Annotated in this window: 23 protein-coding genes and 1 tRNA gene; 15 read left to right on the top strand and 9 right to left on the bottom strand. The window is 59.2% G+C overall.

The window, feature by feature from the left end; translation table 11 throughout:
• Positions 1 to 231: 231 nt before the first annotated feature.
• Positions 232 to 1,395: an alcohol dehydrogenase gene (gene yqhD, locus LG31_RS0112545; protein ID WP_033114810.1), complete on the bottom strand. Its 1,164-nt coding sequence runs from the start codon at positions 1,393 to 1,395 to the stop codon at positions 232 to 234.
• Between the two features lie 157 nt (positions 1,396 to 1,552).
• Between yqhD and LG31_RS0112540 the strand changes: the two genes are divergently transcribed.
• The 6 genes from LG31_RS0112540 to LG31_RS0112515 all read left to right on the top strand — a co-directional run bounded on the left by LG31_RS0112540 (position 1,553) and on the right by LG31_RS0112515 (position 6,137).
• Positions 1,553 to 2,455, top strand: a complete 903-nt coding sequence (locus LG31_RS0112540) for an AraC family transcriptional regulator (RefSeq protein WP_033114809.1) — start codon at positions 1,553 to 1,555, stop codon at positions 2,453 to 2,455.
• A 17-nt stretch (positions 2,456 to 2,472) separates the two neighbouring features.
• On the top strand, positions 2,473 to 2,985 hold the full coding sequence (locus LG31_RS0112535) for a lipocalin family protein (protein WP_033114808.1): 513 nt from the start codon (positions 2,473 to 2,475) through the stop codon (positions 2,983 to 2,985).
• Between the two features lie 410 nt (positions 2,986 to 3,395).
• On the top strand, positions 3,396 to 4,091 hold the full coding sequence (locus LG31_RS0112530) for a DUF969 domain-containing protein (protein ID WP_033114807.1): 696 nt from the start codon (positions 3,396 to 3,398) through the stop codon (positions 4,089 to 4,091).
• Positions 4,091 to 5,014, top strand: coding sequence for a DUF979 domain-containing protein (locus LG31_RS0112525; RefSeq protein WP_033114806.1), 924 nt, complete (start codon positions 4,091 to 4,093; stop codon positions 5,012 to 5,014). Before LG31_RS0112530 ends, LG31_RS0112525 begins: the two co-directional genes overlap by 1 nt.
• A 14-nt stretch (positions 5,015 to 5,028) precedes the next feature.
• Positions 5,029 to 5,676, top strand: a complete 648-nt coding sequence (gene pcp, locus LG31_RS0112520; protein ID WP_274518919.1) for a pyroglutamyl-peptidase I — start codon at positions 5,029 to 5,031, stop codon at positions 5,674 to 5,676.
• On the top strand, positions 5,673 to 6,137 hold the full coding sequence (locus LG31_RS0112515; protein WP_033114804.1) for a gamma-glutamylcyclotransferase family protein: 465 nt from the start codon (positions 5,673 to 5,675) through the stop codon (positions 6,135 to 6,137). Before pcp ends, LG31_RS0112515 begins: the two co-directional genes overlap by 4 nt.
• Before the next feature lie 65 nt (positions 6,138 to 6,202).
• Here LG31_RS0112515 and LG31_RS0112510 read toward each other — a convergent pair whose 3' ends face one another.
• Both LG31_RS0112510 and LG31_RS0112505 read right to left on the bottom strand, forming a co-directional pair.
• On the bottom strand, positions 6,203 to 8,095 hold the full coding sequence (locus LG31_RS0112510; protein ID WP_033114803.1) for a methyl-accepting chemotaxis protein: 1,893 nt from the start codon (positions 8,093 to 8,095) through the stop codon (positions 6,203 to 6,205).
• Between the two features lie 208 nt (positions 8,096 to 8,303).
• A complete protein-coding gene (locus LG31_RS0112505) occupies positions 8,304 to 8,801 on the bottom strand; it encodes a lactoylglutathione lyase family protein (RefSeq protein WP_033114802.1) in 498 nt (165 codons plus the stop codon).
• Positions 8,802 to 8,901: 100 nt separating this feature from the next.
• On the opposite strand from LG31_RS0112505, the gene LG31_RS0112500 reads away from it, so the two are divergent.
• Both LG31_RS0112500 and LG31_RS0112495 read left to right on the top strand, forming a co-directional pair.
• The gene (locus LG31_RS0112500; protein ID WP_033114801.1) at positions 8,902 to 9,774 is read left to right on the top strand and encodes a LysR family transcriptional regulator; all 873 of its coding nucleotides are present in this window, start codon (positions 8,902 to 8,904) and stop codon (positions 9,772 to 9,774) included.
• A gap of 150 nt (positions 9,775 to 9,924) precedes the next feature.
• The gene (locus LG31_RS0112495) at positions 9,925 to 10,443 is read left to right on the top strand and encodes a class IV adenylate cyclase (protein WP_033114800.1); all 519 of its coding nucleotides are present in this window, start codon (positions 9,925 to 9,927) and stop codon (positions 10,441 to 10,443) included.
• A gap of 56 nt (positions 10,444 to 10,499) precedes the next feature.
• Here the strand turns inward: LG31_RS0112495 and LG31_RS0112490 are convergent, their stop codons facing one another.
• The gene (locus LG31_RS0112490) at positions 10,500 to 11,870 is read right to left on the bottom strand and encodes a phosphatidylserine decarboxylase family protein (protein ID WP_033114799.1); all 1,371 of its coding nucleotides are present in this window, start codon (positions 11,868 to 11,870) and stop codon (positions 10,500 to 10,502) included.
• A 224-nt stretch (positions 11,871 to 12,094) separates the two neighbouring features.
• Positions 12,095 to 12,171, bottom strand: a tRNA-Trp gene (locus LG31_RS0112485).
• 201 nt (positions 12,172 to 12,372) lie between these two features.
• On the opposite strand from LG31_RS0112485, the gene LG31_RS0112480 reads away from it, so the two are divergent.
• From LG31_RS0112480 to LG31_RS0112465, 4 genes are all read left to right on the top strand, one after another.
• Positions 12,373 to 12,915, top strand: a complete 543-nt coding sequence (locus LG31_RS0112480) for a hypothetical protein (RefSeq protein WP_033114798.1) — start codon at positions 12,373 to 12,375, stop codon at positions 12,913 to 12,915.
• A gap of 275 nt (positions 12,916 to 13,190) precedes the next feature.
• On the top strand, positions 13,191 to 14,111 hold the full coding sequence (gene pyrB / locus LG31_RS0112475; protein ID WP_033114797.1) for an aspartate carbamoyltransferase: 921 nt from the start codon (positions 13,191 to 13,193) through the stop codon (positions 14,109 to 14,111).
• A gap of 15 nt (positions 14,112 to 14,126) precedes the next feature.
• Positions 14,127 to 14,591, top strand: a complete 465-nt coding sequence (gene pyrI / locus LG31_RS0112470) for an aspartate carbamoyltransferase regulatory subunit (protein ID WP_033114796.1) — start codon at positions 14,127 to 14,129, stop codon at positions 14,589 to 14,591.
• A gap of 200 nt (positions 14,592 to 14,791) precedes the next feature.
• A complete protein-coding gene (locus LG31_RS0112465; RefSeq protein WP_033114795.1) occupies positions 14,792 to 15,283 on the top strand; it encodes an arginine repressor in 492 nt (163 codons plus the stop codon).
• A 131-nt stretch (positions 15,284 to 15,414) separates the two neighbouring features.
• On the opposite strand, the gene LG31_RS0112460 is transcribed toward LG31_RS0112465, so the two are convergent.
• From LG31_RS0112460 to arcA, 4 genes are all read right to left on the bottom strand, one after another.
• Positions 15,415 to 16,818 (bottom strand): YfcC family protein, encoded by a 1,404-nt coding sequence (locus tag LG31_RS0112460; RefSeq protein WP_033114794.1) that lies wholly within the window; start codon positions 16,816 to 16,818, stop codon positions 15,415 to 15,417.
• Between the two features lie 123 nt (positions 16,819 to 16,941).
• A complete protein-coding gene (argF, locus tag LG31_RS0112455) occupies positions 16,942 to 17,946 on the bottom strand; it encodes an ornithine carbamoyltransferase (protein ID WP_033114793.1) in 1,005 nt (334 codons plus the stop codon).
• Between the two features lie 77 nt (positions 17,947 to 18,023).
• Positions 18,024 to 18,950, bottom strand: coding sequence for a carbamate kinase (gene arcC / locus LG31_RS0112450; RefSeq protein WP_005356275.1), 927 nt, complete (start codon positions 18,948 to 18,950; stop codon positions 18,024 to 18,026).
• A gap of 62 nt (positions 18,951 to 19,012) precedes the next feature.
• Positions 19,013 to 20,233 (bottom strand): arginine deiminase, encoded by a 1,221-nt coding sequence (gene arcA / locus LG31_RS0112445; protein WP_033114792.1) that lies wholly within the window; start codon positions 20,231 to 20,233, stop codon positions 19,013 to 19,015.
• Between the two features lie 749 nt (positions 20,234 to 20,982).
• On the opposite strand from arcA, the gene LG31_RS21440 reads away from it, so the two are divergent.
• From LG31_RS21440 to LG31_RS0112435, 3 genes are all read left to right on the top strand, one after another.
• A complete protein-coding gene (locus LG31_RS21440) occupies positions 20,983 to 21,159 on the top strand; it encodes a hypothetical protein (protein WP_167334757.1) in 177 nt (58 codons plus the stop codon).
• Between the two features lie 95 nt (positions 21,160 to 21,254).
• Positions 21,255 to 21,902, top strand: a complete 648-nt coding sequence (locus tag LG31_RS0112440) for an AAA family ATPase (protein WP_033114791.1) — start codon at positions 21,255 to 21,257, stop codon at positions 21,900 to 21,902.
• A gap of 1 nt (position 21,903) precedes the next feature.
• Positions 21,904 to 22,272: a hypothetical protein gene (locus LG31_RS0112435; RefSeq protein ID WP_033114790.1), complete on the top strand. Its 369-nt coding sequence runs from the start codon at positions 21,904 to 21,906 to the stop codon at positions 22,270 to 22,272.
• Positions 22,273 to 22,362 lie beyond the last annotated feature (90 nt).

The raw sequence follows: 22,362 nt of genomic DNA, 5'->3' as shown, positions 1-22,362 counted from the left end.
ACCAGTAAAAACGGCTGAAAAAAGTGATCCAACCAGTCAAAAAAAATGTTTCACCGGCTCTCTATCTTAGCGTTTTTTGTTCTTACTAAATGCGCCGGAGCTCTGTACGGCTGCGGCAAAGGCCGAAAAATAACAATTTCACAACAATGACAGGGCCGCACTCCCGCCAGCTGGCAGGAGGCGGCCCTCGATATTCAATCGTTTCGCCGGTTGGCGCCCGTTCAGAGGCTTTTACCAGGCAGCTTCATAAATATGCTGACTCTGCACCAGATCGATATCGCCGTGCTCGCCCAGACGGCTCATGCCGTGCTCACCCAGCTTGCCGATCAGGGTATCGATACCCAGATCGTTGAGACCGTAGTCGCGCAGCCGGGTCTTGACCCCCATCCGCTCGAAGAAGTCGCGGGTCGCGGCGATGGCATCGTCGATGCGCTCCGCTTCGCTGCCGCTGCGCAGACCCCACACCCGCTCTGCGTATTGCAGCAGCTTGGCATGCTTCTGTTTGCGCTTGGCCTGCAGCAGAGCGGGCAGCACGGCCGCCAGAGTCTGGGCATGGTCAAGGCCGTGCAGGGCGGTCAGCTCGTGACCCAGCATGTGGGTGGCCCAGTCCTGCGGCACACCGGCACCGATCAGGCCGTTCAGCGCCATGGTGGCACTCCACATGATGTTGGCGCGCACCTCGTAGTTGTGCGGCTCGGCCAACGCCTTGGGGCCCTCTTCAATCAGGGTCAACAGCAAGCCTTCGGCGAAGCGATCCTGCACCTTGGCGTTGACCGGATAGGTGAGGTACTGCTCCACGATGTGGACGAAAGCGTCCACAACCCCGTTCGCCACCTGACGCTCGGGCAGGGTGTAGGTGAGCACCGGATCGAGCACGGCAAAGCGCGGCATCACGAACGGCGAGAAGAAGTGCACCTTGTCGCCACTGCTGCGACGGGTGATGACGGCACCCATGTTCATTTCGGAACCGGTCGCTGGCAGAGTCAGCACTGAACCCAGCGCAATGGCGGAGCGCACTTCGCTGCCGACGGTCTCGAGAATGTGCCAGGGATCCTTGGCCAGATCGTAGTGCGCGGCAGCGGCGATAAACTTGGAGCCATCGAGCACCGAGCCGCCGCCAACGGCGAGCAGGAAATCGACCCGCTCGGCACGGGCCAGCTCCACGGCACCCATCAGGGTCTCGTAGGCCGGGTTAGGCTCGATGCCGCCAAATTCAAACAGGGTGAAGCCAGCCAGTTCGCTGCGGATCTGCTCCAGCAGGCCGCTGCGTACCACGCTGCCGCCACCGTAGGTGATCATGACGCGGGCATCGCTCGGGAGCTGCTCGCGCAACTGGGCGATCTGCCCCTGGCCGAACAGGATTTTGGTCGGGGTATGGAGAGTAAAGTTGTTCATCGACATTGCCTTCTTCTGATAGTCAGGGCGGCCTAGCCGCGAAATCGTGATTGCATTTTTCTCCAGAACAACCCTACCATCAAGACAACATCCTGCTTGATTCTTGCCTATTTCTACAAAGCAGCGAAAACCGGAACAGTCGAATCAAAGAGCCCCCATGCAAAACCGTTACAGCGACCTCGCCGCCAGAGTGGCCCGCCACGTCACCACCCCCGGCATCTCCCCGTCACCGGTGAAACAGGTCAACTTCATCTACACCACCGAGTACCACGGCCGCACCCCGGTGCTCTACCAGCCGCGGATGATAGTGATCCTGCAGGGGCACAAGGTGGGCTATCTGGCGGATCAGGTATTTCGCTACGACCCCAACCACTACCTGCTGATGACCCTGCCGCTGCCCTGCGAGTGCGAGTGTTTCGCCTCCCCCGAGCAGCCCCTGATCGGCTTCACCATCGAGATCGATCTGGTCATCCTGCAGGAGCTGTTGCTGGAGCTGGGCGATGCCCTGCCCGCCCCCGCTCCGCAAAAGAGCGGCGTCCACTCGGTCCCCCTGTCGGAGACCATGTTCTGCGCCGCCGAGCGGCTGATCGAGCTGATGGACAATCCGCTGCACGCCAAGGTACTGGGGCCGCAGACGGTGCGAGAGATGCTGTTTCACGCCCTCACCGAGGGGGGCGGCCCGGCGTTGCAGGCGCTCGCCAACCGCCACAATCATGTGGGCCAGATTGCCCGGGTGCTGCGTATGATAGAGCAGCGCTACGCCGACAACCTCACCATGGAGGAGCTGGCGCGGGAGGTGAACATGAGCGTCTCCGCCTTTCACCACCACTTCAAGGCAGTCACCGCCACCTCGCCGCTGCAGTACATCAAGTCGTTTCGCCTGCACAAGGCGCGCCTGATGATGCTGCACGACGGCATCAAGGCGGGGGCGGCCGCCGCCAGAGTCGGTTACGAGAGCAACTCCCAATTCAGCCGGGAGTACAAACGGTTCTTCGGCAGCACGCCGACAGATCAGGCCTCCCGCTTTCGGGATGGCCAGCTTCGTATCATAGAGGGATAACAAGAGAGGGATTACCTATGCGTTCACTGCTTTGTCTGTTTACCGTCTGGCTGCTGACGGCCTGCACCGGCCTCGCCGACGGCATCCGTCCCGTCACCGGCTTCCAGCTCGACCGCTATCTCGGCACCTGGTACGAGATTGCCCGCCTCGACCACGGTTTCGAGCGCGGGCTGGAGCAAGTGAGTGCCACCTACAGCCTGCGTGACGATGGTGGCGTCAAGGTGCTCAACCGCGGCAAGCAGAGCGATGGCAGCTGGCGCGAAGCCGAAGGCAAGGCCTACTTCGTCGGCAGCCCTGACGAGGCTCGGCTCAAGGTGAGCTTCTTCGGCCCCTTCTATGGCGGCTACAACGTCATCGACCTCGATCCCGACTATCAGCTCTCGCTGGTGACCAGCTACAACCATGACTACCTCTGGATCCTCTCCCGCTCACCCAACCCGCCCAAGGCGAAGGTGGATGCGCTGGTCGCCAAAGCGAAATCGCTGGGCTTTGCTACCGACCAGCTTATCTGGGTCAAACAGAGTCACTGACCCCGCACCGGTGGCGAAACGCCTTCGCCACCGGCTTGTTTTCCCTTTCCAGTTAATATCCCAACGCCACCTTCGCGGCCATAAAAATACCGCCGCTTGGTTGTTGCCAATATATTGCGAAGCTGCACCCGCCCCTACCAATAACGCAACAAATAATAGCCATGTTGTCAGTTCTGCCTTGCCACACAGGCACCGGCAATGATTGCTACAGCTGATTAAGGTGAAACGAAATAGCGCCAAAATAATGGGATTCACCATTGACCAGAGAGCAATAAACCAACAGCAAACCGCAATTAAAAACCAAACGAATCCCACCAAGGTGATTATTTGTTGCCATCCCCGGAGTCTGGTGATAAACAACTCGGCTACCCAAAATTACACATAAATATTCACTTTAACGAGGTGGCTAATTGGAATGGATTAAACTGAGCGGCATTCTTATTATTTTGTTGGGTTTTTATTTCAAACTCGACACCCTGGCTGTCGTACTGGTGGCCGCCGTCACCACGGCGCTGGTCTCCGGTCTCTCCATGACCGATTGCCTCTCCCTGCTGGGAGAAGCCTTCGTCTCCAACCGCATGGTGACACTGTTTCTGCTGACCCTGCCGATGATCGGCATCTGTGAACGCTACGGCCTCAAACAGCAGGCAGTCACCCTGATCGAGCGGATCAAGAAGCTCACCCCGGGCAAGTTCATGACCCTCTATATGTTTATCCGCGAGCTGGCCGGTCTCTTCTCGGTGCGGGTTCAGGGTCACACCCAGTTTATTCGTCCGCTGGTCAACCCCATGACTCAGGCAGCCGCCACCAAGGTACACGGCAAATTAAGCGAAGAGGACGAGGAATATATCAAGGCGCGGGTTTCCGCCACCGAAAACTACGGTAACTTTTTTGCCCAGAATACCTTCGTCGCCTCCGCCGGGGTATTGCTGATCGTCGGTACATTTGAATCTCTTGGATATAGCGTCTCTGCCGTCGATATTGCCAAGGCATCCATGCCGATCGCCATTATCGCCCTGCTGATGGTGGCGATTTCCAATATGTGGTTTGACCGTCAGATGGCCAAGACATATACCGTGAGCAGCGACGAGGAGGGGCAACAATAATGGCGACCCTCATCCCCAACATGCTCGAATTCTTTTATGTGCTGATCGGCGTCATCCTGTTCAGCAGCGCCTGGCGTGTCCTGCGTGACCCCAACCACCCGGCCAAAATCGGTACCGCCCTGTTCTGGACCATCCTGGGTGTGCTGTTCGCCTTCGGCAGCTATATCCCCAATGTCATCAATGGCGTGCTGATCCTCGCCATGGGGGTCATCACCCTGCTCAAACAGGTGAAGATCGGCAAGCTGGAGCAGGCGAGCGAGGAGGAGTCCCAGCGCCACGCCAACCGCATCGGCAACCGGATCTTCCTCCCCTGCATCCTGCTGGCCGTGCTGGCGGTGGTGATCGCCCAGTTCACCCCCCTTGGCGGTCAGGTCGGTATCGGTCTGGCGGCGGTCATCGCCTTCGTCATTACGGTACTGCTGACTCGTGCCACCCCCTCCACCGTGGTGGGAGACTCCGACCGGATGATCCAGCAGGTGGGTATCACCGGCATCCTGCCGCAACTGCTGGCCGCCCTCGGGGTGATCTTCAACAAGTCCGGGGTCGGTGATGTCATCTCGCAAGGGATCTCCACCGTGGTCCCGCTCGGCAGCCCCTTCATCGGGGTAGTGGCCTACTGCCTCGGGATGATGGTCTTCACCATGATCATGGGCAACGCCTATGCCGCCTTCACCGTCATCACCGCCGGGATCGGTATCCCCTTCGTGGTCGCGCAGGGCGGTGATCCTGTCGTGGCCGGTGCGCTGGCGATGACCGCCGGTTTCTGCGGCACTCTGATGACCCCCATGGCTGCCAACTTCAACGCCCTGCCCGCCGCCCTGCTGGAGATGAAGGATCTCAACAAGGTGATCAAGGTGCAGGTGCCGATGGCACTGACCCTGGTGCTGGTCCATATCGTCCTCATGTATTACTGGGCATTTTGAGAATTCGGGAGAAGATGATGAAAGTTCTGATTACCGGTTTTGACCCCTTTGGCGGCGAGCCCATCAACCCGGCCTGGGAGGCAGTAAAACGCCTGCCGGACACCATTCTGGATGCCACCGTGATCAAGGCCCAGATCCCCACCGTGTTCGGCAAATCGGCCACCCTGCTGGCGGAGCTGATGCATCAGCACCAGCCGGATGTGGTGATCAACGTCGGTCAGGCGGGAGGTCGCTTCGCCATTACCCCGGAGCGGGTCGCCATCAACCTCGATGACGCCCGCATCCCCGACAACGAGCAGCAGCAGCCCATCGATGAAGTGATTCAGGCCGATGGCGCTCCGGCCTACTTCTCCCGCCTGCCCATCAAGGGGATGGTGCAGCGCATCAAGGAGAACGGCATTCCTGCCGCGGTCTCCAACACCGCGGGCACCTTCGTCTGCAACCACATCATGTATCAGCTGCACTACCTGATCGAACAGCAGTTCCCGGCGGTGCGCGGCGGCTTTATCCACGTCCCCTACATCACCGAACAGGTGGCGGACAAGGTGAACCAGCCCTGCCTCGCCATGAGCGATATCACCCGTGCGCTGGCGTTGGCCATCGAGGCGGTGGTGCTGCAACAGGATGGTGACCTCAAGGTCGTGGGTGGCGAGATTTCATGACGCTTTGCCAGCCACGCCCGCTGTTCGTCTATGGCAGTCTGATGGATGGGCTCTTCAACTACCGCCGCTATCTGGCCGCTTATGTGAGCCAGCCGCCACGACGCGCCCGGGTGCGCGGCGCCCTCTATCACCTGCAGCACAAGGGCTATCCGGCCCTGCTGCCGGGTGATGACTGGGTCTATGGCGAGCTGTTTGTGCTGGACGACTTCCCCGCCGCCATCGCGGCGCTCGACGAGATGGAGAACTTCCACGGCGAGGATGATCCGCAGAGCGAATATCTGCGCCAGCTTGTCGAGGTGGAGATCTTCGACCCGCAGCAAGGGCGCTATGTCGGCCAGCAGCTGGCCTACCACTACCGCTACGTGGTGCAGCACGATCCCCAGTGGCAGCAGGGCAAACACTACCTGCCCGATGGCAACTGGCGCGCCTTCCATCTGGCACAGCTGGAGAGCGCCGCCTGACGGTCAGCGACAATAACAAAGGGCAGCCCGCGGGCTGCCCTTTTGCATGGAGAGTTGGCGGAGGATCAGAGCCGGAAGCGGCCAATCTCCTGCTCCAGCCGCTCGGTCAGCGACTTGAGCTCGGCCGCCTGCGCCGCCTCGTTGCCCGCCTGCTCGGCCAGCTCTTGCGAGACGTGGCGGATATTCTCGGTATTGCGGCTGATCTCGCCGGTCACCGAGGTCTGCTCCTCGGCCGCCGCCGCGATCTGGGTCGCCATGTCGCTGATGGAGCCGATCGCCTCGTTGATCCGGCCAAGGCTCAGGTTGGCGGCTTCCGCATCCTCCACGCTGGTGCCCGCCAGCTGACGGCTGGTCTCCATGCCGCCCACGGCGCGACGGGTCGTCTGCTGCAGGGTCTCGATCATCTGCTGGATCTCGTCGGTGGAGTCGTGGGTACGGCGCGACAGCACCCGCACCTCGTCCGCCACCACCGCAAAACCACGGCCCTGCTCACCGGCCCGGGCCGCCTCGATGGCGGCGTTGAGCGCCAGCAGGTTGGTCTGCTCGGCGATGCCGCTGATGGTAGCCAGAATGCCGCTGATCTTCTGGGCATGGCTGTCGAGCTCGTTGATCACCTGACTGGCATCGGCCACTTCGTCCGCCAGACCGGTAATGCTGCGCTGACTCTGGCCAACCTGGGATTGACCCGCGACCGCCAGGGCGACTGCATCGGTGGCGGTGGTAGCGGCAAACTCGGCGTTACCGGCGATCTCCTGGGTGGCGGAGGCCATCTCGGTCACCGCGGTCGCCACCATCACGATCTCGTCCTGCTGCTGACGCACCCGCTGGCTGCGGGCCTGGGCGCCAGCCGCCTGGGCACGGGACTGGGCCGCCAGCTCGACGGTCACATCCCGCAACCGGCTAACGATGCCGTGCAGCCGCGCCACGAACTGGTTGAAGTTGCGCGCCAGCTGACCCACCTCGTCCTGACTGCGGGTATCGATATGAACGGTGAGATCCCCCTCGCCGTGGGCGATGTCGTGCAGTGCGTGCGCCACCCGACCGAGATCGGCGAACAGGTATTTGAAGGTGGCGGTGAGCAGGGCGCTGAACACCAGCATCAGCACCAGCGTCAGCCCCACCAGCTGCCACAGCAGGTTGCTGAGCGGCGCCTCCAGCACATCGCGATACATCACCATGGCCAGCAGCCAGTCGGTGCCCGCCACCGGTTGTACCGCCAGCAGCACATCCCGCCCGTCGATGGTGGCGGTGTGCAGCTCGCTGTTCTCGCGGCCCCACTGCTGGAAGGTGGCGGCAGAGAGTCCCGGCGCCAGCTCGGCGATGGGCTTGAGCGCCAGATCCTTCTGCGGATGGCCGACGATGAGGCCGCTGCTGTCGAGCAGCATGGCGTAACCCTCACCCTGCACCTTCATCGCCAACACCTCGTCGATCAGCTTGTCGAGCGCCAGGTTGGCCCCCACGGCGCCGACCAGCTCGCCCTGATGACGCACCGGCTCGGAGAGGGTGACCACCAGCTTCTGCATGGTGACGCTGACATAGGGGGCGGTGATGATCAGCTGACCCGCCTTCACCGCATCCTGATACCAGGGGCGCTCGCGCGGGTCATAGTTGCCGGTGTTGAGAGAGGGGTCCTGCCGGGTCATCACCCCCTGCGCGGAGCCAAAATAGGCGAGCCCGAAGCCACCGGAGGTGTAGGCCTGCTTCAGGTGAGGCACCAGCTCGGCCTGCGGGTTATCGCCGATCAGATTGACCAGCGCATGGACCGTGTTCTTACGGTCCTCCATCCACTCACCGATCGCCACCGAGTAGGCGTGGCCATAGTTGACCGCTTCGCTCTGGATAGCGGCCATGGTACGTGATTTGAGGGTATGGAATGCCACTACACCTAGCAGTGCTGCCATCAGCAGCACCACGCCAAGGCTGGTGGCCAGCAGCTTGCCGCGCAAAGAGAGGGTCATGACTACAAATCCTTGTTGTTGTTGTGTCAGGCAGGGAAAACCCCGTGTGATCCGGGCTATCGGCCGCAACATGAACAGACTTTAGTGAATCTGTATATTTTCACATCTATCAACAACAGAGATTGCTTTCAAAGAGTTCCGCTTCGCTATTCCATGCTACTGAGCCATTTCACAACAAGCAGCAGGCCGCCCGAAGGCGGCCTGTCACTTACCCCTGATATGCACCGGCGGAGTAGGTCAGCTCATAGCTGTGGCTGTAGATCTCGATGATGTTGCCGAAGGGATCTTCCATGTAGACCATGCGATAGGGCTTCTCGCCCGGGTAGTACTCGCGCACCGGCATCCGCTGCTTGCCGCCCGCCGCGACGATACGCGCCGCCAGCCCCTCGACATCCGGATCCTGCACGCTGAAGTGGAACACCCCGCTCTTCCAGAATTCGAAGTTGTTCTCGCGGCGCTCGCTGTTGGGGAACTCGAACAGCTCGATGCCGATCTTGTCGCCGGTAGAGAGGTGGGCGATGCGGAAAGAGCCCCAGCCCGGGCCGAACACGTCGTTGCACATCACGCCGATGGCGGAGTCATCCTCGGTGATGGTGGTTGCCGGCATGATGAGATACCAGCCCATCACCTGGGTATAAAACTCGACCGCTTGGTCGAGGTCAGTCACCGTGATACCGATGTGGGAGAAGTTGCGCGGGTAAGTCATAAGTCACCTTGAAACTGTGTGTGGGAAACAGGTGACATGATAGGAAGAGGCGCCATAATGAAAAATAAGGTCAAACTAATGGAAGGCATAAATTAAATTTATGATTAATCCACTCTGGCTCCACACCCTGCTGGTGGTGCATGAAACCGGCAGTTTTACCCGCGCCGCCGATCGGCTGGATCTCACCCAGGCCGCCGTCAGTCAGCACATCTCGCGTCTCGAGGCCGAATTCGGCCCCCTGCTGCTGCGCAAGCCCCGTCAGCTGGAGCTCACTCCACGCGGGCTGGTGCTGCTCGACTTCGCCCGCCAGCAGGAGCAGGCCGCCGAACAGCTGCGGGCCCGCCTCTCGGACGACGATCCCCATAGCGGCACCATCACCCTGTCCACCCCGGGTAGCATCGGTCTGTTGCTCTATCCCCTGCTGCTCGACCAGCAACAGGAGCACCCCGGGCTCACCATCCAGCACCGTTTCGCCCCCACCCCCGACATAGTGCAGGCGGTGCTGGCGGGGCGCAGCGATCTGGGACTGGTGGATCAGCCGCCGGAACACCCCAGCCTCGCCGCCGAGCCGTTCGCCCGCGAGCCCCTCTGTCTGGTGGTGCCCAACGATGGCGAGGAGCAGAGCTGGCAGCACCTCTGCCAACTCGGTTTTATCGATCACCCGGATGGCCGCAGCATGGCACAACGCCTGCTGGGACGACGCTACCCCGGCCAGCGCCTTGACGAGATCCCGCTGCGTGGTTTTACCAACCAGATCGGTCTGATCCTGGAGCCGGTCGCCCGAGGCCTCGGCTTTACCGTGCTGCCCCGCTTCGCCGTCACCGCTTTTGCCCAACAGGAGAAGATCCGGGTGATCCAGAGCCGGATCGAGGTGATCGACACCCTCTGGCTGATCTACCGCGCCGAGTGGCCGCTCCCCGCCCGCCACCAGCGTCTGGTGGAAACTCTCAAGACGCAGGTCGGCGCCAGCTGACCTGCCATTCAGGGCGATTGAGATTGTCGGAGTCTGCGAAAGATTGAGCCTCAATCCGGAATCAAACGGGTGCTCACCCTGTTGCCTCCCCTCTCGGCAACGCGCGCTGTGATAGATTGGGTATCCCGTTTTCAAGGAGAGCCCGCTGCCATGCCACGAAATATCGAGATCAAAGCCCGAATAGCCGGGGTCGATGACCTTATCCCCAAAGCTGCGGCCATCGCCGATAAGGGCCCCGTCGAAATCGCCCAGGACGATACCTTCTTCCGCTGTGAATCGGGCCGCTTCAAATTGCGTACTCTCTCGCCTTCGGCAGGCCAGCTCATCTTCTACCGCCGGCCTGATCAACAGGGTCCGAAGGAGAGCTACTACCACATCACGCCAACCAGCGAGCCGGACAATCTGCGGGAAACGCTCACGCTGGCTTGCGGCCAGATCGGCCGAGTTCGGAAACAGCGGACCCTGTTTCTGGCGGGCAGAACCCGGATCCATCTCGATCTGGTTGAAGGGCTGGGTCACTTCCTCGAACTGGAAGTGGTGCTGGAGGATGACGAACCGCTCGAGGTGGGGATGCAGGAAGCCCACGACATCATGGCGCGCCTCGGTATCGATCCTTCCCGGTTGATCGAAGGCGCCTATCTGGATCTCCTGCTGCAACGGCAACCCTGAAGGATTAACAACAGCGAGGCCGCCCTTGGGCGGCCTCGCACTATCAGGTGGCAGGGTTATTTGACCCGCGCCAGCGCCGTATTGATCCTCAGGTTGGTCGCCTCCAGCCCCGGCTGCTGGCCGTAGAAGTCGAACTCCAGCTCGACCCCGGGGCGGAACAGCAGGCAGTGGGTGGAGCCACCGAAGTGGAACATCCCGAGCTGCTCACCCTTCTCGATCCGCTGCCCCGGCTGCACCGTCACCTCGCAGCTCGACACTTCGGCCATCCCGACCGGCACCACGCACATCAGACCGATTTTGGGATTGTCCGCCTCGATAAAGATCAGGGCGCGGGTCGCCACCGCGGTGAGGAAGGGTTGCGACTGATTGGGGGCGCTCGGGTCAGCGCCGTCGAGGTTGCCAAAACCCTGATGGCGGTTGGCAAGGTAGTAGCTGCCGTTGACCACCTTGACCGAATGCACCGTGCCGCTCACCGGGCTGTGCCAGCGGTGATAGCTCAGCGCGCTGAGGAAGGCCTGATAGATGGTGCCCCCCTCGAACTCGGCGGCACGCGGGTCGAAGTCGAGCAGGTTGTCCAGCGAATAGGGTTGCCCCTTGAGCCAGAAGGAGTCCTGCCGGCGCACTCTTTTGGCCACCTGCAGCGGGGCAGATTCGCAGGCGTTGGCGATCACGTTGTCATCGTCGGGGGCCGTCACCGGCCGCACGCCGGGGCGAAAGCGGCGGGTGAAGAAGTCGTCCCAGCTGGCAAACCCTTCATATTCGGCCCCCGGGGTGGAGTGGAAAATCCCCTCGAAGCTGTCCGGAGTGGGGTTGTCACCGGCACCGAGCGCCCCCTGCGCCACCTTGACCATCTCCCGTTTCGCCACGTCCCCCAACCAGGGGACAATCAGGGTCTGGTGATCGAGGGGACTGACCGACTCGGTCAGCACATAGCGTGACGCCGGGCTTTGCAGGAAATTGGCCCAGTAGCCGAGGATCTTGCGCAGCTGCTGGTTCACCAGCTCGTTGGCAAAGAAGCCGTAGCCGGCGGCCGTCGCCATGGGCCAGTTGAGCAGGGCATTGATGGGAAAGCCGATGAGCCCCGCCGGCTCGTGGCTCTGCACATCCTGATAGGCTTCCGGCGCCGTGGTCATGATGCCGTTGAGCAGCAGCAGAAACTCTTCGAAGCTGCGCACCTCGACCTGGCCGAGCGGGGTTCTGTGCTTGTGCTGCCACGCCTCGTCAAACATCGCCTGCGCCTGCAAATGCAGCGCCGGCTCCTGCTCGACCAGCGCCTTCAGCTCGGCGATCGGTGCCACCAGCGGACGGGGCTGACGGGTAACCGCCTGCCGCAGCCGCTGCACCCAGCGCTCTACATGCACCTGATCCCGGGGTACCCAGCCGCCAGCGTGGGTGTGATTGTGACGAGTCTCCACCGCTTTGTTCATCGTTCTGTCTCCTTGGATTGAAGCGCCTCAGGCCAACCGGATGCAGTACAGACGCCGGGCAACAGGGCACCATCTGACAAGAAGCAAGGTGTAGCACAGGGGTAGAGAGGCCTCAATTGACAGATGTGGCAGAGGCAAACGGCAAGAAAGAGAGCTAGCGGGGAGAGTGGCAAACGCCAGAAAGCGAAAAGCCAGCTCGATGAGCTGGCTTTTCTTGAATTAAATGGCAGGGGCGGCAGGACTCGAACCCGCAACCATCGGTTTTGGAGACCGCTGTTCTACCAATTGGAACTACGCCCCTGCAACAAACGAGGCGTAGTATACAAAGCGGGTTTCAAAGGTAAAGGCTTTTTTCACACTTTTAATGCGATTGCACAAATCCCGAACAAGTCGCGCCGATTTGTGCAGCAACGAGGGGTAACTTGCTGTATTTCCAGACTCAGCGGGGTAGGAATGGGACATAAATGGGGGTAGGGTGAAAGCAGGTACCGGGAGGCTGCTTATGCTCAATTACCGACTGCTCCAACAACTGGCGCCCCTCAACTTCAGGGACGAACGCAAAACAGAGTCCCTGCCCGACTACCTAGCCCGGGTCGCCCCGCTGGTGCCCTTCATCCCCGAAAATGTGCTTTCCCAGTGGATTTACCGTCATTGGCGCGGTTTTGAGTCCAACTGGAGCTTTATCGATCTCGCCAGCCACCAGTTCGCATGCGAAAGCTGGCCCACCGCGCAGATTATCGAGCAGATAGACTCCCGCCATATGGAGGTGATCGAGCGCTGGGGCGAGATGCTGCGCAGCAATCGCTATGTCCGTCGCTCCTGGCTCGGCGAGAAGATGCTGAGCGAAGGGAGCTGGCCCGAGCCGGTCATCGTGCTGGCGCCGGGGGCGGGAGCCAGCTACCCGAACGGCCATCCCCTGCCCCACCCATTCTGTTTGCTGGAGGGGCACCACAGACTCGGTTATCTGCGCGCCATGGCCCGCGATGGGGAATCGCTGCAAGAGACGCACAGGGTGTGGATTTGTCGTCCTGTTCCCGCTACTTAAACGTTTTTCAGGCCAAAACAGGCATGGAAAATAAAATTTTGACAATTAAAAATGCAGCCCTATAATCTGTCCGGTTTTGAACAAGGTCGGGACAGGAAGATGCCGTTTTTGATGAAAAAAACAGCTTTGCAAACGGGTGGAGCGCACCAGAGCGGCCCCGTTGTTTCCGGTTTCCGACCCGATGTTCCCCAGTTATTTTTAAAAAAAGCCCCTGTTTCCAGGGGCTTTTTTTTGTGCCCGAAAAACCTCCAATGATGTCAAAGGGAATGCAGACGATGACCAATCCACTCTACAAGAAACATGTCATCTCCATCACGGACCTGACCCGGTCTGAAATGGAACTGGTAGTCTCAACCGCACAACGGTTGAAGGCCGAGCCCGACACCCGCTTGCTGAAAGACAAGCTGGTTGCCAGCTGCTTCTTCGAAGCCTCCACCCGCACCCGCCTCTCCTTCGAGACCGCGGTGCAGCGCCTCGGCGGCAACATCATCGGCTTCGCCGACGGTGGCAACACCAGCGCCAAGAAGGGCGAGACCCTGGCTGACTCCATCAAGATCATCGGCTCCTACACCGATGCGGTGGTGATGCGTCATCCGAAAGAGGGGGCTGCCCGCCTCGCCTCCGAGTTCTCCCGCGTGCCGGTCATCAACGGCGGCGACGGCTCCAACCAGCATCCGAGCCAGACCCTGCTCGACCTGTTCACCATCCATGAAACTCAGGGTCGTCTGGACAACCTCAACGTCGCCTTCGTCGGTGACCTGAAATATGGCCGCACCGTGCACTCGCTGGCCCAGGCCCTCAGCCTGTTCAACTGCCGCTTCTTCTTCATCTCCCCGGAAGCGCTGGCGATGCCGGACTACATCTGCGAAGAGCTGGAAGAGAAGGGCATCCAGTTCAGCGTCCACCAGACCATGGAAGAGGTGATGCCGGAGCTGGACATCCTCTACATGACCCGCGTCCAGAAAGAGCGCTTCGACGAGACCGAATACAAGCACATGGCCGCCAAGTTCATTCTGGAGCTGGCGACCCTGGAAGGGGCCAAGCCCACCATGAAGATCCTGCATCCCCTGCCCCGCGTCGACGAGATCGATGTCGCGGTCGACAAGACCCCCCACGCTTGCTACTTCCAGCAGGCGGAGAACGGGGTCTATGCACGCCAGGCGCTGCTGGCACTGGTACTGAACGAAACTGTCTGAGCTTAGGGGAATATCATGTCTGACAAGAACCAACTGCAAGTCGAAGCCATCCGTCACGGCTCCGTCATCGATCACATCCCCGCTGGCCAGGGCATCAAGATCCTCAAGCTGTTCCAGCTGATTGAAACCCAGGAGCGGATCACCGTCGGCTTCAACCTGAAATCCGGCGCACTGGGCAAAAAGGATCTCATCAAGATTGAGAACACCCGACTGACCGAGCAGCAGGCCAACCAGCTGGCGCTGTTCGCCCCGAAAGCGACCGTCAACATCATCGAAGACTTCAATGTGGTGAAGAAGCACCAGCTGGAGCTGCCGGAGTTCATCACCGGGGTGTTCCACTGCCCCAACTCCAACTGCATCTCCCACAACGAGCCGGTGGACAGCTACTTCCGGGTACGGGAAGTAAAAGGCGTGGTGCGAATGAAGTGCAAATATTGTGAGAAGTCCTTCACTCAGGACATCGTCAGCGAGCGTGACTGATATCTGATTGGGCCCTGCGGGGCCCATTTTTGAACCCTGTCACATCACCGAATTTCCAGTCAGCTATAATTTGCCATCCCAAGATGGTAATGCCCGTTCATTCCCTGCATATAGATTGATTATCAGTGTTTTTGGCTGATAACTGACTGCTATGGCAGATATCGCGCGTTTACCTCCGGTCATAGTCAAAGGAATTCGCCGTGGTCAAAACCCTCAGTCGTCCCGTTGCCCAAGAGCCCGATCTGGCCCAGCTGGATGCCTGTCGCCAGATCATCGGTCAGCACTGCTACAGCACCCAGGAAGAGATCCGCCGCGAGCTGTCGGAGCGGGGCTTTGCCGACATCAGCCAGTCCACCATCTCCCGCCTGCTGCGCCGTCTCGGCGTCGCCAAGGCGCAAAATGCCAACGGCAAGAAGGTCTACACCCTGGTCGACGAGCAACTGGAGCCCGCCGGCAGCACCCGCTCCATCCACGACATGGTGCGCGACGTGGTGCACAACCAGCAGATGGTGCTGATCCACACCACTCCCGGCGCTGCCACCGTGGTGGCCCGCCTGCTCGATCGCAACGCCAATCCCGAGATCATGGGCGCCGTCGCGGGCAACGACGTGGTGCTGGTCGCGCCGCGCCATATCAGCCGTACCCGTCAGGCCCACGCCGCCGTGGTGCGCACGCTGGCTCAGGCCCGTTAAGCCCCCTCCCCCAAATGCATCGAAGCGACCCGCAGGTCGCCTTTTTGTTGCCTCTCATTTGCGACCTTCACTTGCGCCCATAAAAAACGGGAGCCAGTGGCTCCCGCTTTCGGCTTTCTCTTGTCAACTAATCAGAGCACGGCACCCAGGCTCAGGCAGACCACGATCAGCACGGTCAGCATGGCGAGCAGCGGAGCCACCCACTTCAGCCAGCGCACGTAGGGCACCTTGGCGATGGCCAGACCACCCATGACCACGGCGGAGGTCGGGGTCACCAGGTTCACCAGACCGGAAGCAGACTGGTAAGCAGTCACCACCAGATCGCGACCCACGTTGGCGAAGTCGGCCAGCGGCGCCATGATCGGCATGGTCAGCACGGCCAGACCGGAGGAGGACGGCACCAGGAAGGAGAGCACCACTTCCAGCACGAACATCACGTTGATAAAGACGATGGTGGAGAGGCCGGTCACGATCCCTTCTGCACTGTGCAAAATGGTGTGAGTGATCATGCCGTTATCCATTACCACCACGATACCGCGGGCGATACCGATGATCAGGGCCACACCCAGCAGGTCGCGGGCACCATCGATGAAGTTGGAGGTCAGCTCCTCCTCGCTCATGCGGGAGATGATACCGACGATGATGGCGGCAGCCAGGAACACGCCGGAGATCTGCGCCATCCACCAGCCCAGCACGGCCACACCGTAGATCATCACGGCAAAGGCGGCGACGAAGATACCCAGCACGATTTTACGGGTCAGGGTGAACTCCAGCATCTGATCGCTCTTGTTGCCAAGGAAGTGGGCACGGTTCTCTTCCCACTTGTCAGCCACCAGCGATCTGCTGGGATCATTGCGCACCATCTTGGCGTAACGCATCACGTAGGCGACACAGAGCAACCAGCCAGCGACCAGCATGGCAACGCGCAGCCAGATACCGTCGGTGAAGGAGATACCGGCCGCGTTGGCCGCGATAACGGTCGCAAACGGGTTGATGGTGGAACCGAGAGTACCGATACCGGCCCCCAGCAGCACGGTTGCCGCAGCCACCACCGGGTCGAAACGGGCGGCCATCATCACCGGCACCAGCAGGGTGTAGAACGGCAGCGACTCTTCGGCCATGCCGTAGATGGTGCCGCCTGCGGCGAACAGCGCCATCAGGATCGGGATCATCCACTCTTCACGGCCACGCAGACGATCGGTAACACGTTCTATACCGGCATCGATGGCACCGGTCTTGGTCACAATGCCAAGAAAACCACCGATGATCAGGATAAACAGGGAGACGTCGATGGCGCCTGCCTGATAGGTGTCATGGTTGTAGAGGCCATCGATAGGTGCCAGCAGCACGTCGACGATCCCCTGAGGATTGCCCTCTACCAGCTTGTAGGTACCCGCCACCGGCACTTCTTTGCCGAGGGCTTCGTTCATGGTCATCTCATATTTGCCGGCCGGCACTATCCAGCTCAGGGCGGCCACCAGGGCGATCAGCACAAACAGTATCGTGTAGGCTGACGGGAACTTGAATTTGGTCATGGTCCAGCTTCCTTCTGTGGGTGTGGTATCCATGCAGGCTGCGGGTTGTAGGGTTAGAGGTATTATGCCGCTGTCACATGGTCGAAAAGCCGGGGGTCGCCCCCCGGCACCACTACTGCGACCTTAGTCGCCCAGCGTAGCAACCATCACTGCCTTGATGGTGTGCATCCGGTTTTCGGCCTCGTCGAACACGATGCTGTGCTCGGATTCGAACACATCCTCGGTCACTTCCAGGCCTTTCATGCCATATTTGTCAGCCACTTCCTTGCCCATGGTGGTCTCGTCGTTGTGGAACGCCGGCAGGCAGTGCATGAACTTCACATCGGGGTTCTTGGTGGCGTTGATGACATCCATGTTGACCTGATACGGGGTCATCAGTTTGACGCGCTGATCCCAAGCTTCTTTCGCTTCACCCATGGATACCCAAACGTCGGTGTAGAGGAAATCAGTGCCCAGCACACCCTCTTTCACATCTTCGGTCAGGGTGATGCGTGCGCCGGTCTCTTCGGCGATCAGGCGGCACTTGGCAACCAGCTCCTCTTCCGGCCAGAAGGCTTTCGGCGCAACCAGACGAATGTCCATGCCCATCTTGGCGGCACCGACCATCAGGGAGTTACCCATGTTGTTGCGGGCATCACCCAGGTAGGCGAACTTGATTTGATCCAGACGCTTGCCCTTGCCGTGCTCCAGCATGGTCATGAAGTCTGCCAGGATCTGGGTCGGGTGGAATTCGTTGGTCAGGCCGTTCCAGACCGGTACACCGGCGTAGGCACCCAGCTCTTCCACGATCTCCTGACCGTAGCCACGGTATTCGATACCGTCATACATGCGACCCAGTACCCTGGCGGTGTCCTTCATGGACTCCTTATGACCGATCTGGGAACCGCTTGGGCCAAGGTAGGAAACTTGCGCGCCCTGGTCGAAGGCCGCCACTTCAAACGCACAACGGGTACGGGTGGAGGTCTTCTCGAAAATCAGAGCAATGTTCTTGCCGACCAGATGCTTGCGCTCGTAGCCACCGTATTTGGCTTTCTTCAGGTCGATGGCCAGATCGATCATGTATTGGATTTCGCGCGGGGTGAAGTCCAGCAGTTTCAGGAAGTTACGGTTACGCAGATTAAAAGCCATGATGAGTTCTCTCTATATTTGTTCAGACCAATTTAGGCAGTAGTGTTGACTACGCATTCTTCAGTACAGATTTGTAACTACGCATTCACGGTACGGGTGGCGACGATATTGGTACCAGCTTCACCCTTGAGGATGGCGAGGCCATCTTCCAGAGAGCCGATGCCGACCATGCCGCCGGTCGCTTTGACAAATTCACAAGAGGCTTCGACTTTCGGTCCCATGGAACCTGCGTCGAACTTGACCCCGGCCAGCTCGTCCGGGCTGGTGACTCGCAGCGGACGCTGGGTCGGTTTGCCCCAATCCAGGTAGACGGCATCGGCATCGGTCAGGATCAGCAGGGCATCAGCCTTGATCTGCTTGGCCAGATAGGCGGCAGACATATCCTTGTCGATGACCGCTTCGATACCGGTCAGGCTCTGACCATCCCAGGTCACCGGGATGCCGCCACCACCGGTACAGATGATGAGGTGGCCCTGGGCAATCAGGGTTTCGATGGCGTCGCCTTCGACGATGCGCTGGGGCAGCGGGGACGGCACTACGCGGCGGAAGAACTTGCCGTCAGCCTTGACCACCCAGTGCTTCTCTTCTGCCAAGGTGCGGGCTTCCGCTTCTTCGTAGACGGGGCCGATAAATTTGGTCGGATTGGCGAAGGCCGGATCCTTGGGATCAACCTGCACCTGAGTCAGCAGCGCGGTGACGTTGCGGCTCGGCATCAGATTCTTGAGCTCCTGAATCAGCATGTAGCCGATCATCCCCTGGGACTCGGCACCCAGCACATCCAGCGGATAGGGGGAGACCTTGGTGTAGGCACTGTTTTGCAGGGCCAGCAAGCCGACTTGCGGGCCGTTGCCATGCACCAGCACCACGTTGTACTCCTGAGCGATCAGGGCGATGGTTTTGGCGGCAGTTGCGATGTTCTTGCGCTGGATATCCGCTTCAAGGGGCTCACCACGACGGAGCAGAGCATTGCCACCCAGAGCGACGACGACAGTTGGTTTTTTCATAGTGGTTAATCTCGAGTTTGGTTCTGTGTGGCGCCAACTTCTGCCAGCGCCACGCCGTCTCATCAGATGCTGTCGCGTTCCATCGGGCAGCTCATGCAGCGTGCGCCGCCGCGGCCACGTCCCAGTTCGTCACCCGGGATGGAGAGAACTGTGATACCGGCCTTGTCGTATTTCTCGTTGGTGTAGGTATTGCGCTCGTAACCCACCACCACGCCGGGACGTACGGTCAGCACGTTGTTAGCATCGTTCCACTGCTCGCGTTCGGCTTCGAAGCTGTCACCACCAGTGGTGATGATCTTCAGCTGATCTACGCCCAGTGCTTTCTCGATAGCGGTGACGAAGTAACCCTCTTCCTTGATGTTCATGCCGGTAGCACCGCCCGGAGTCAGGCTCCAGCACTGCACGTCCTTGCGGATGACTTCCGGATAGACGGAGAAGGTGTCGACATCCATGTGGGTCATGACGGTATCCAGGTGCATGCAACTGCGGTGTTTCGGCAGCTCCATGGCGATGACCTGCTTGGCCTGACCATGTTTGAACAGGCTGCGAGCCAAGTGCTCGACACCTTGCGGGGTGGTGCGCTCGGACATGCCGATCAGCACGGCGCCGCGGCCGATAACCAGTACGTCGCCACCCTCGATGGTGGAGTTGTCGTAGTCGCGCTCCTCGTCACCGAAGTACTTGATGAAGTCCTGACCGGCAAACATCGGGTGCCAGCGGTAGATGGCCTTCACATGGTTGGTTTCACGGCGACGAGCCTGTTTGGCCATCGGGTTGATGGAGACGCCACCGTAAACCCAGCAGGATGTGTCACGGGTAAAGAGATGGTTGGGCAGCGGCTCGATGATGAAATCGGTCGGTGCGTGCATGCCTACTACCATGTTGACGCCGCTGTAGGGCATCTCGGAGTAGGTCAGGCCGCCGGAGAGAATGCGGGCCAGTTCGCGGTGCGGCATGTCAGCCAGGAAGCAGCGCACGTCGTTGGCAAAAGAAGAACCGAGGCGATAGTCGGAGACCTGATGTTGCAGCAGCCAGGTTTTGGCTTCCGGCACATCCAGGGTCTCGGCCAGCAGATTGGTCAGCAGGAAAACTTCGACATTCTGATCGCGCAGTACCTGAGCGAATTTGTCGTGCTCCTGACCGGCGCGTTCAACAGACAGGACGTCATCGAACAGCAGATCCTGGCAGTTGGAAGGGGTCAGACGCTTCAGACTGAGGTTGGGGCGGTGCAACATGACACGGCGCAATTGGCCAACTTCAGAACCTACATAAAATTTGCTCATGATTATATTCCGTCTAGCAGTGGTCCCTGCGAGTGATTGAATAGATTCCTTCTATTCATGCTCGTGGCTAAGGCGGGATATTCTTTATGTAGGGTAATCGGCTTATGTTCTATCCTGCCCTTGCCTTTCGAGACCGAGGTTAGACCTGCCAATCACTGCAAACTTAGAGATTGATCACATTCACCCAGAACTGAATAAATTCATGAAAAGATCTTTGATAGGGGTAACAGATCCCACATTCTCTTATTCACCAAGCCCGCATACATACTTAAAAAAAGCCCTTTATATTTCATATTGAAAGCCATTTCATTCATGGCGTCACTCTCAAAATGGATAGAAACAAAAAGACAATATCATTAATTTCAATTGGTTAAATTAAATCAAAAATATTCTGTGAATTTACCATGCACTATTATGAATAATGTCACCCTCTCATCGCCTCTAACCAATAAATAAAAAGTCACCCATCCTTCTCACTCTGCATAATTGTTTTCTTGTCCCAGATCATGGCATTCACGCCAGCTTGGTCGCACTGCGGCTCATATCATTACCGCCCAGCTATCTGTTGCTCATTAATATGCACAAAGTCAGCATCTTGGCCGCCAGACATTCAGAGCCTGACGTCAGGTTCATTTTGAGAGTTTTTTCATTGGCTGAATTTATTCGCTCTTCCTTGCGCTGGGTCGAACCTCGGCTTAACTCAAAAAGTGATCCAGATCACGTATGAATGGTGTTACCAAGGAGTTGTTATGAAAATGAAGTCCATGCTGCTGTTCGCAACCCTGTTGCTGCCTCTCGTACCCAGCCTCACGCAGGCAGAAGGAGCCCCGGCCATGCCCATGGTGGTATGCCATGTCGACAAGGCTCCCCAGACGCTGGTACCCGACTATGTGTGCCGCTCCAGCGGCGGTAGTCAGCACTACTGATAGATTGGGCGGGAGGCAAACCACCTCCTGCCTTGTTATGAGAGCAGCCCCTCCTATACTGAAAACAGCGGTTTTCTCATGGATAGGGGAACGTCATGATCTTGTTGGTGGGCGGAGAAAAAGGAGGGAGTGGCAAGAGCTGCCTGGCGCAAAATCTGGCGGTCTACCTCAGATCCCAGTTTCAGGGGGAAGTTTTGCTGGTCGACTGCGATCCCCAGCGCACCACCTCCGACTGGATCCAGGAGCGCAACGACAATCCGGAACTGCCACAAATCAACTGCGTCCAGCTCTACGGCAATATCCGCAACGACCTGCTCAGCCTGAAAAACCGCTACGACTACGTCATCGTTGACTGTGGTGGACAAGACAACCGGGCGCTACGTTCTACCATGGCAGTCGCCACCCACGCTCTTATACCGCTGCGCCCCAAACGTCGGGATCTCAAGACCCTGCCCCATATGGAAGATCTCATCACCACCTGCAAGATGGTCAACCCGACCCTCAATGCGGCTGTGGTGCTGACCCAGTGCCCTTCCCTGCCCAATCAGGTGAAACGGATTCTTGAAGCGAAAGAGGTTTGCTCCTCCTTTGGGGTAGATGTGCTCAATGCCATCACCTATGGCCGCAACGTCTACGACGACAGCGAGGAGAAGGGGTTGTCGGTGATGGAGATCGAGCCGGATGGCAAATCCGCCGAAGAGATCCGTGCCATCGCCAAAGAGTTCCTGCAAGTGGGGGTATGAGATGGGTCTGGCCGATCTGAAGAAGAAGCACCAGCTTCATCACCAGAAGAACTTTACCGTCGACGAGTTTATCGAAGATGCGGAGTTCTACGCCAAAGGCAAGCCCAAGGTCGTCAGTCTGGAGCTGAGCCTGCACCGGGACGAAGCCCTGACGGCACTGGCCTTCATCGAGAGCGGTGAACACCTCAAGCCCAGTTACAAGAAGGCGACCTTCTCCATGAGTACCGTCGCCATCGATGAGTTGGGTAATCTGACCCAGCAGGACGGCATGAACAAATCTCTGCTGCTGCGCCTCTTTACTCACTACTTCTCATCGCTCAGCCCTGAAGAGCGGCAGACCATATACGAACGCCTCAATCAGCGCTCCTGACCCCGCCTTTTCTTGCTCAAGTTCCCCTTTTCCTGTTGGTGAAAGACATCACCATCAGGACGACATATTTGTTTCCACAGCAACCATAAT

This window comes from Aeromonas lacus, assembly GCF_000764665.1.
Classification (GTDB): domain Bacteria; phylum Pseudomonadota; class Gammaproteobacteria; order Enterobacterales; family Aeromonadaceae; genus Aeromonas; species Aeromonas lacus.
Note: the sequence above shows the minus strand (reverse complement) of the source record. Positions and strands in the feature narration are given on the sequence as shown.

Bases quoted from the DNA above. Each gene is read 5' to 3' on its own strand.
- yqhD (WP_033114810.1), bottom strand. From the start codon at position 1,395: ATGAACAACTTTACTCTCCATACCCCGACCAAAATCCTGTTCGGCCAG.
- LG31_RS0112540 (WP_033114809.1), top strand. From the start codon at position 1,553: ATGCAAAACCGTTACAGCGACCTCGCCGCCAGAGTGGCCCGCCACGTC.
- LG31_RS0112535 (WP_033114808.1), top strand. From the start codon at position 2,473: ATGCGTTCACTGCTTTGTCTGTTTACCGTCTGGCTGCTGACGGCCTGC.
- LG31_RS0112525 (WP_033114806.1), top strand. From the start codon at position 4,091: ATGGCGACCCTCATCCCCAACATGCTCGAATTCTTTTATGTGCTGATC.
- pcp (WP_274518919.1), top strand. From the start codon at position 5,029: ATGATGAAAGTTCTGATTACCGGTTTTGACCCCTTTGGCGGCGAGCCC.
- LG31_RS0112515 (WP_033114804.1), top strand. From the start codon at position 5,673: ATGACGCTTTGCCAGCCACGCCCGCTGTTCGTCTATGGCAGTCTGATG.
- LG31_RS0112510 (WP_033114803.1), bottom strand. From the start codon at position 8,095: ATGACCCTCTCTTTGCGCGGCAAGCTGCTGGCCACCAGCCTTGGCGTG.
- LG31_RS0112505 (WP_033114802.1), bottom strand. From the start codon at position 8,801: ATGACTTACCCGCGCAACTTCTCCCACATCGGTATCACGGTGACTGAC.
- LG31_RS0112500 (WP_033114801.1), top strand. From the start codon at position 8,902: ATGATTAATCCACTCTGGCTCCACACCCTGCTGGTGGTGCATGAAACC.
- LG31_RS0112495 (WP_033114800.1), top strand. From the start codon at position 9,925: ATGCCACGAAATATCGAGATCAAAGCCCGAATAGCCGGGGTCGATGAC.
- LG31_RS0112490 (WP_033114799.1), bottom strand. From the start codon at position 11,870: ATGAACAAAGCGGTGGAGACTCGTCACAATCACACCCACGCTGGCGGC.
- LG31_RS0112480 (WP_033114798.1), top strand. From the start codon at position 12,373: ATGCTCAATTACCGACTGCTCCAACAACTGGCGCCCCTCAACTTCAGG.
- pyrB (WP_033114797.1), top strand. From the start codon at position 13,191: ATGACCAATCCACTCTACAAGAAACATGTCATCTCCATCACGGACCTG.
- pyrI (WP_033114796.1), top strand. From the start codon at position 14,127: ATGTCTGACAAGAACCAACTGCAAGTCGAAGCCATCCGTCACGGCTCC.
- LG31_RS0112460 (WP_033114794.1), bottom strand. From the start codon at position 16,818: ATGACCAAATTCAAGTTCCCGTCAGCCTACACGATACTGTTTGTGCTG.
- argF (WP_033114793.1), bottom strand. From the start codon at position 17,946: ATGGCTTTTAATCTGCGTAACCGTAACTTCCTGAAACTGCTGGACTTC.
- arcC (WP_005356275.1), bottom strand. From the start codon at position 18,950: ATGAAAAAACCAACTGTCGTCGTCGCTCTGGGTGGCAATGCTCTGCTC.
- arcA (WP_033114792.1), bottom strand. From the start codon at position 20,233: ATGAGCAAATTTTATGTAGGTTCTGAAGTTGGCCAATTGCGCCGTGTC.
- LG31_RS21440 (WP_167334757.1), top strand. From the start codon at position 20,983: ATGAAAATGAAGTCCATGCTGCTGTTCGCAACCCTGTTGCTGCCTCTC.
- LG31_RS0112440 (WP_033114791.1), top strand. From the start codon at position 21,255: ATGATCTTGTTGGTGGGCGGAGAAAAAGGAGGGAGTGGCAAGAGCTGC.
- LG31_RS0112435 (WP_033114790.1), top strand. From the start codon at position 21,904: ATGGGTCTGGCCGATCTGAAGAAGAAGCACCAGCTTCATCACCAGAAG.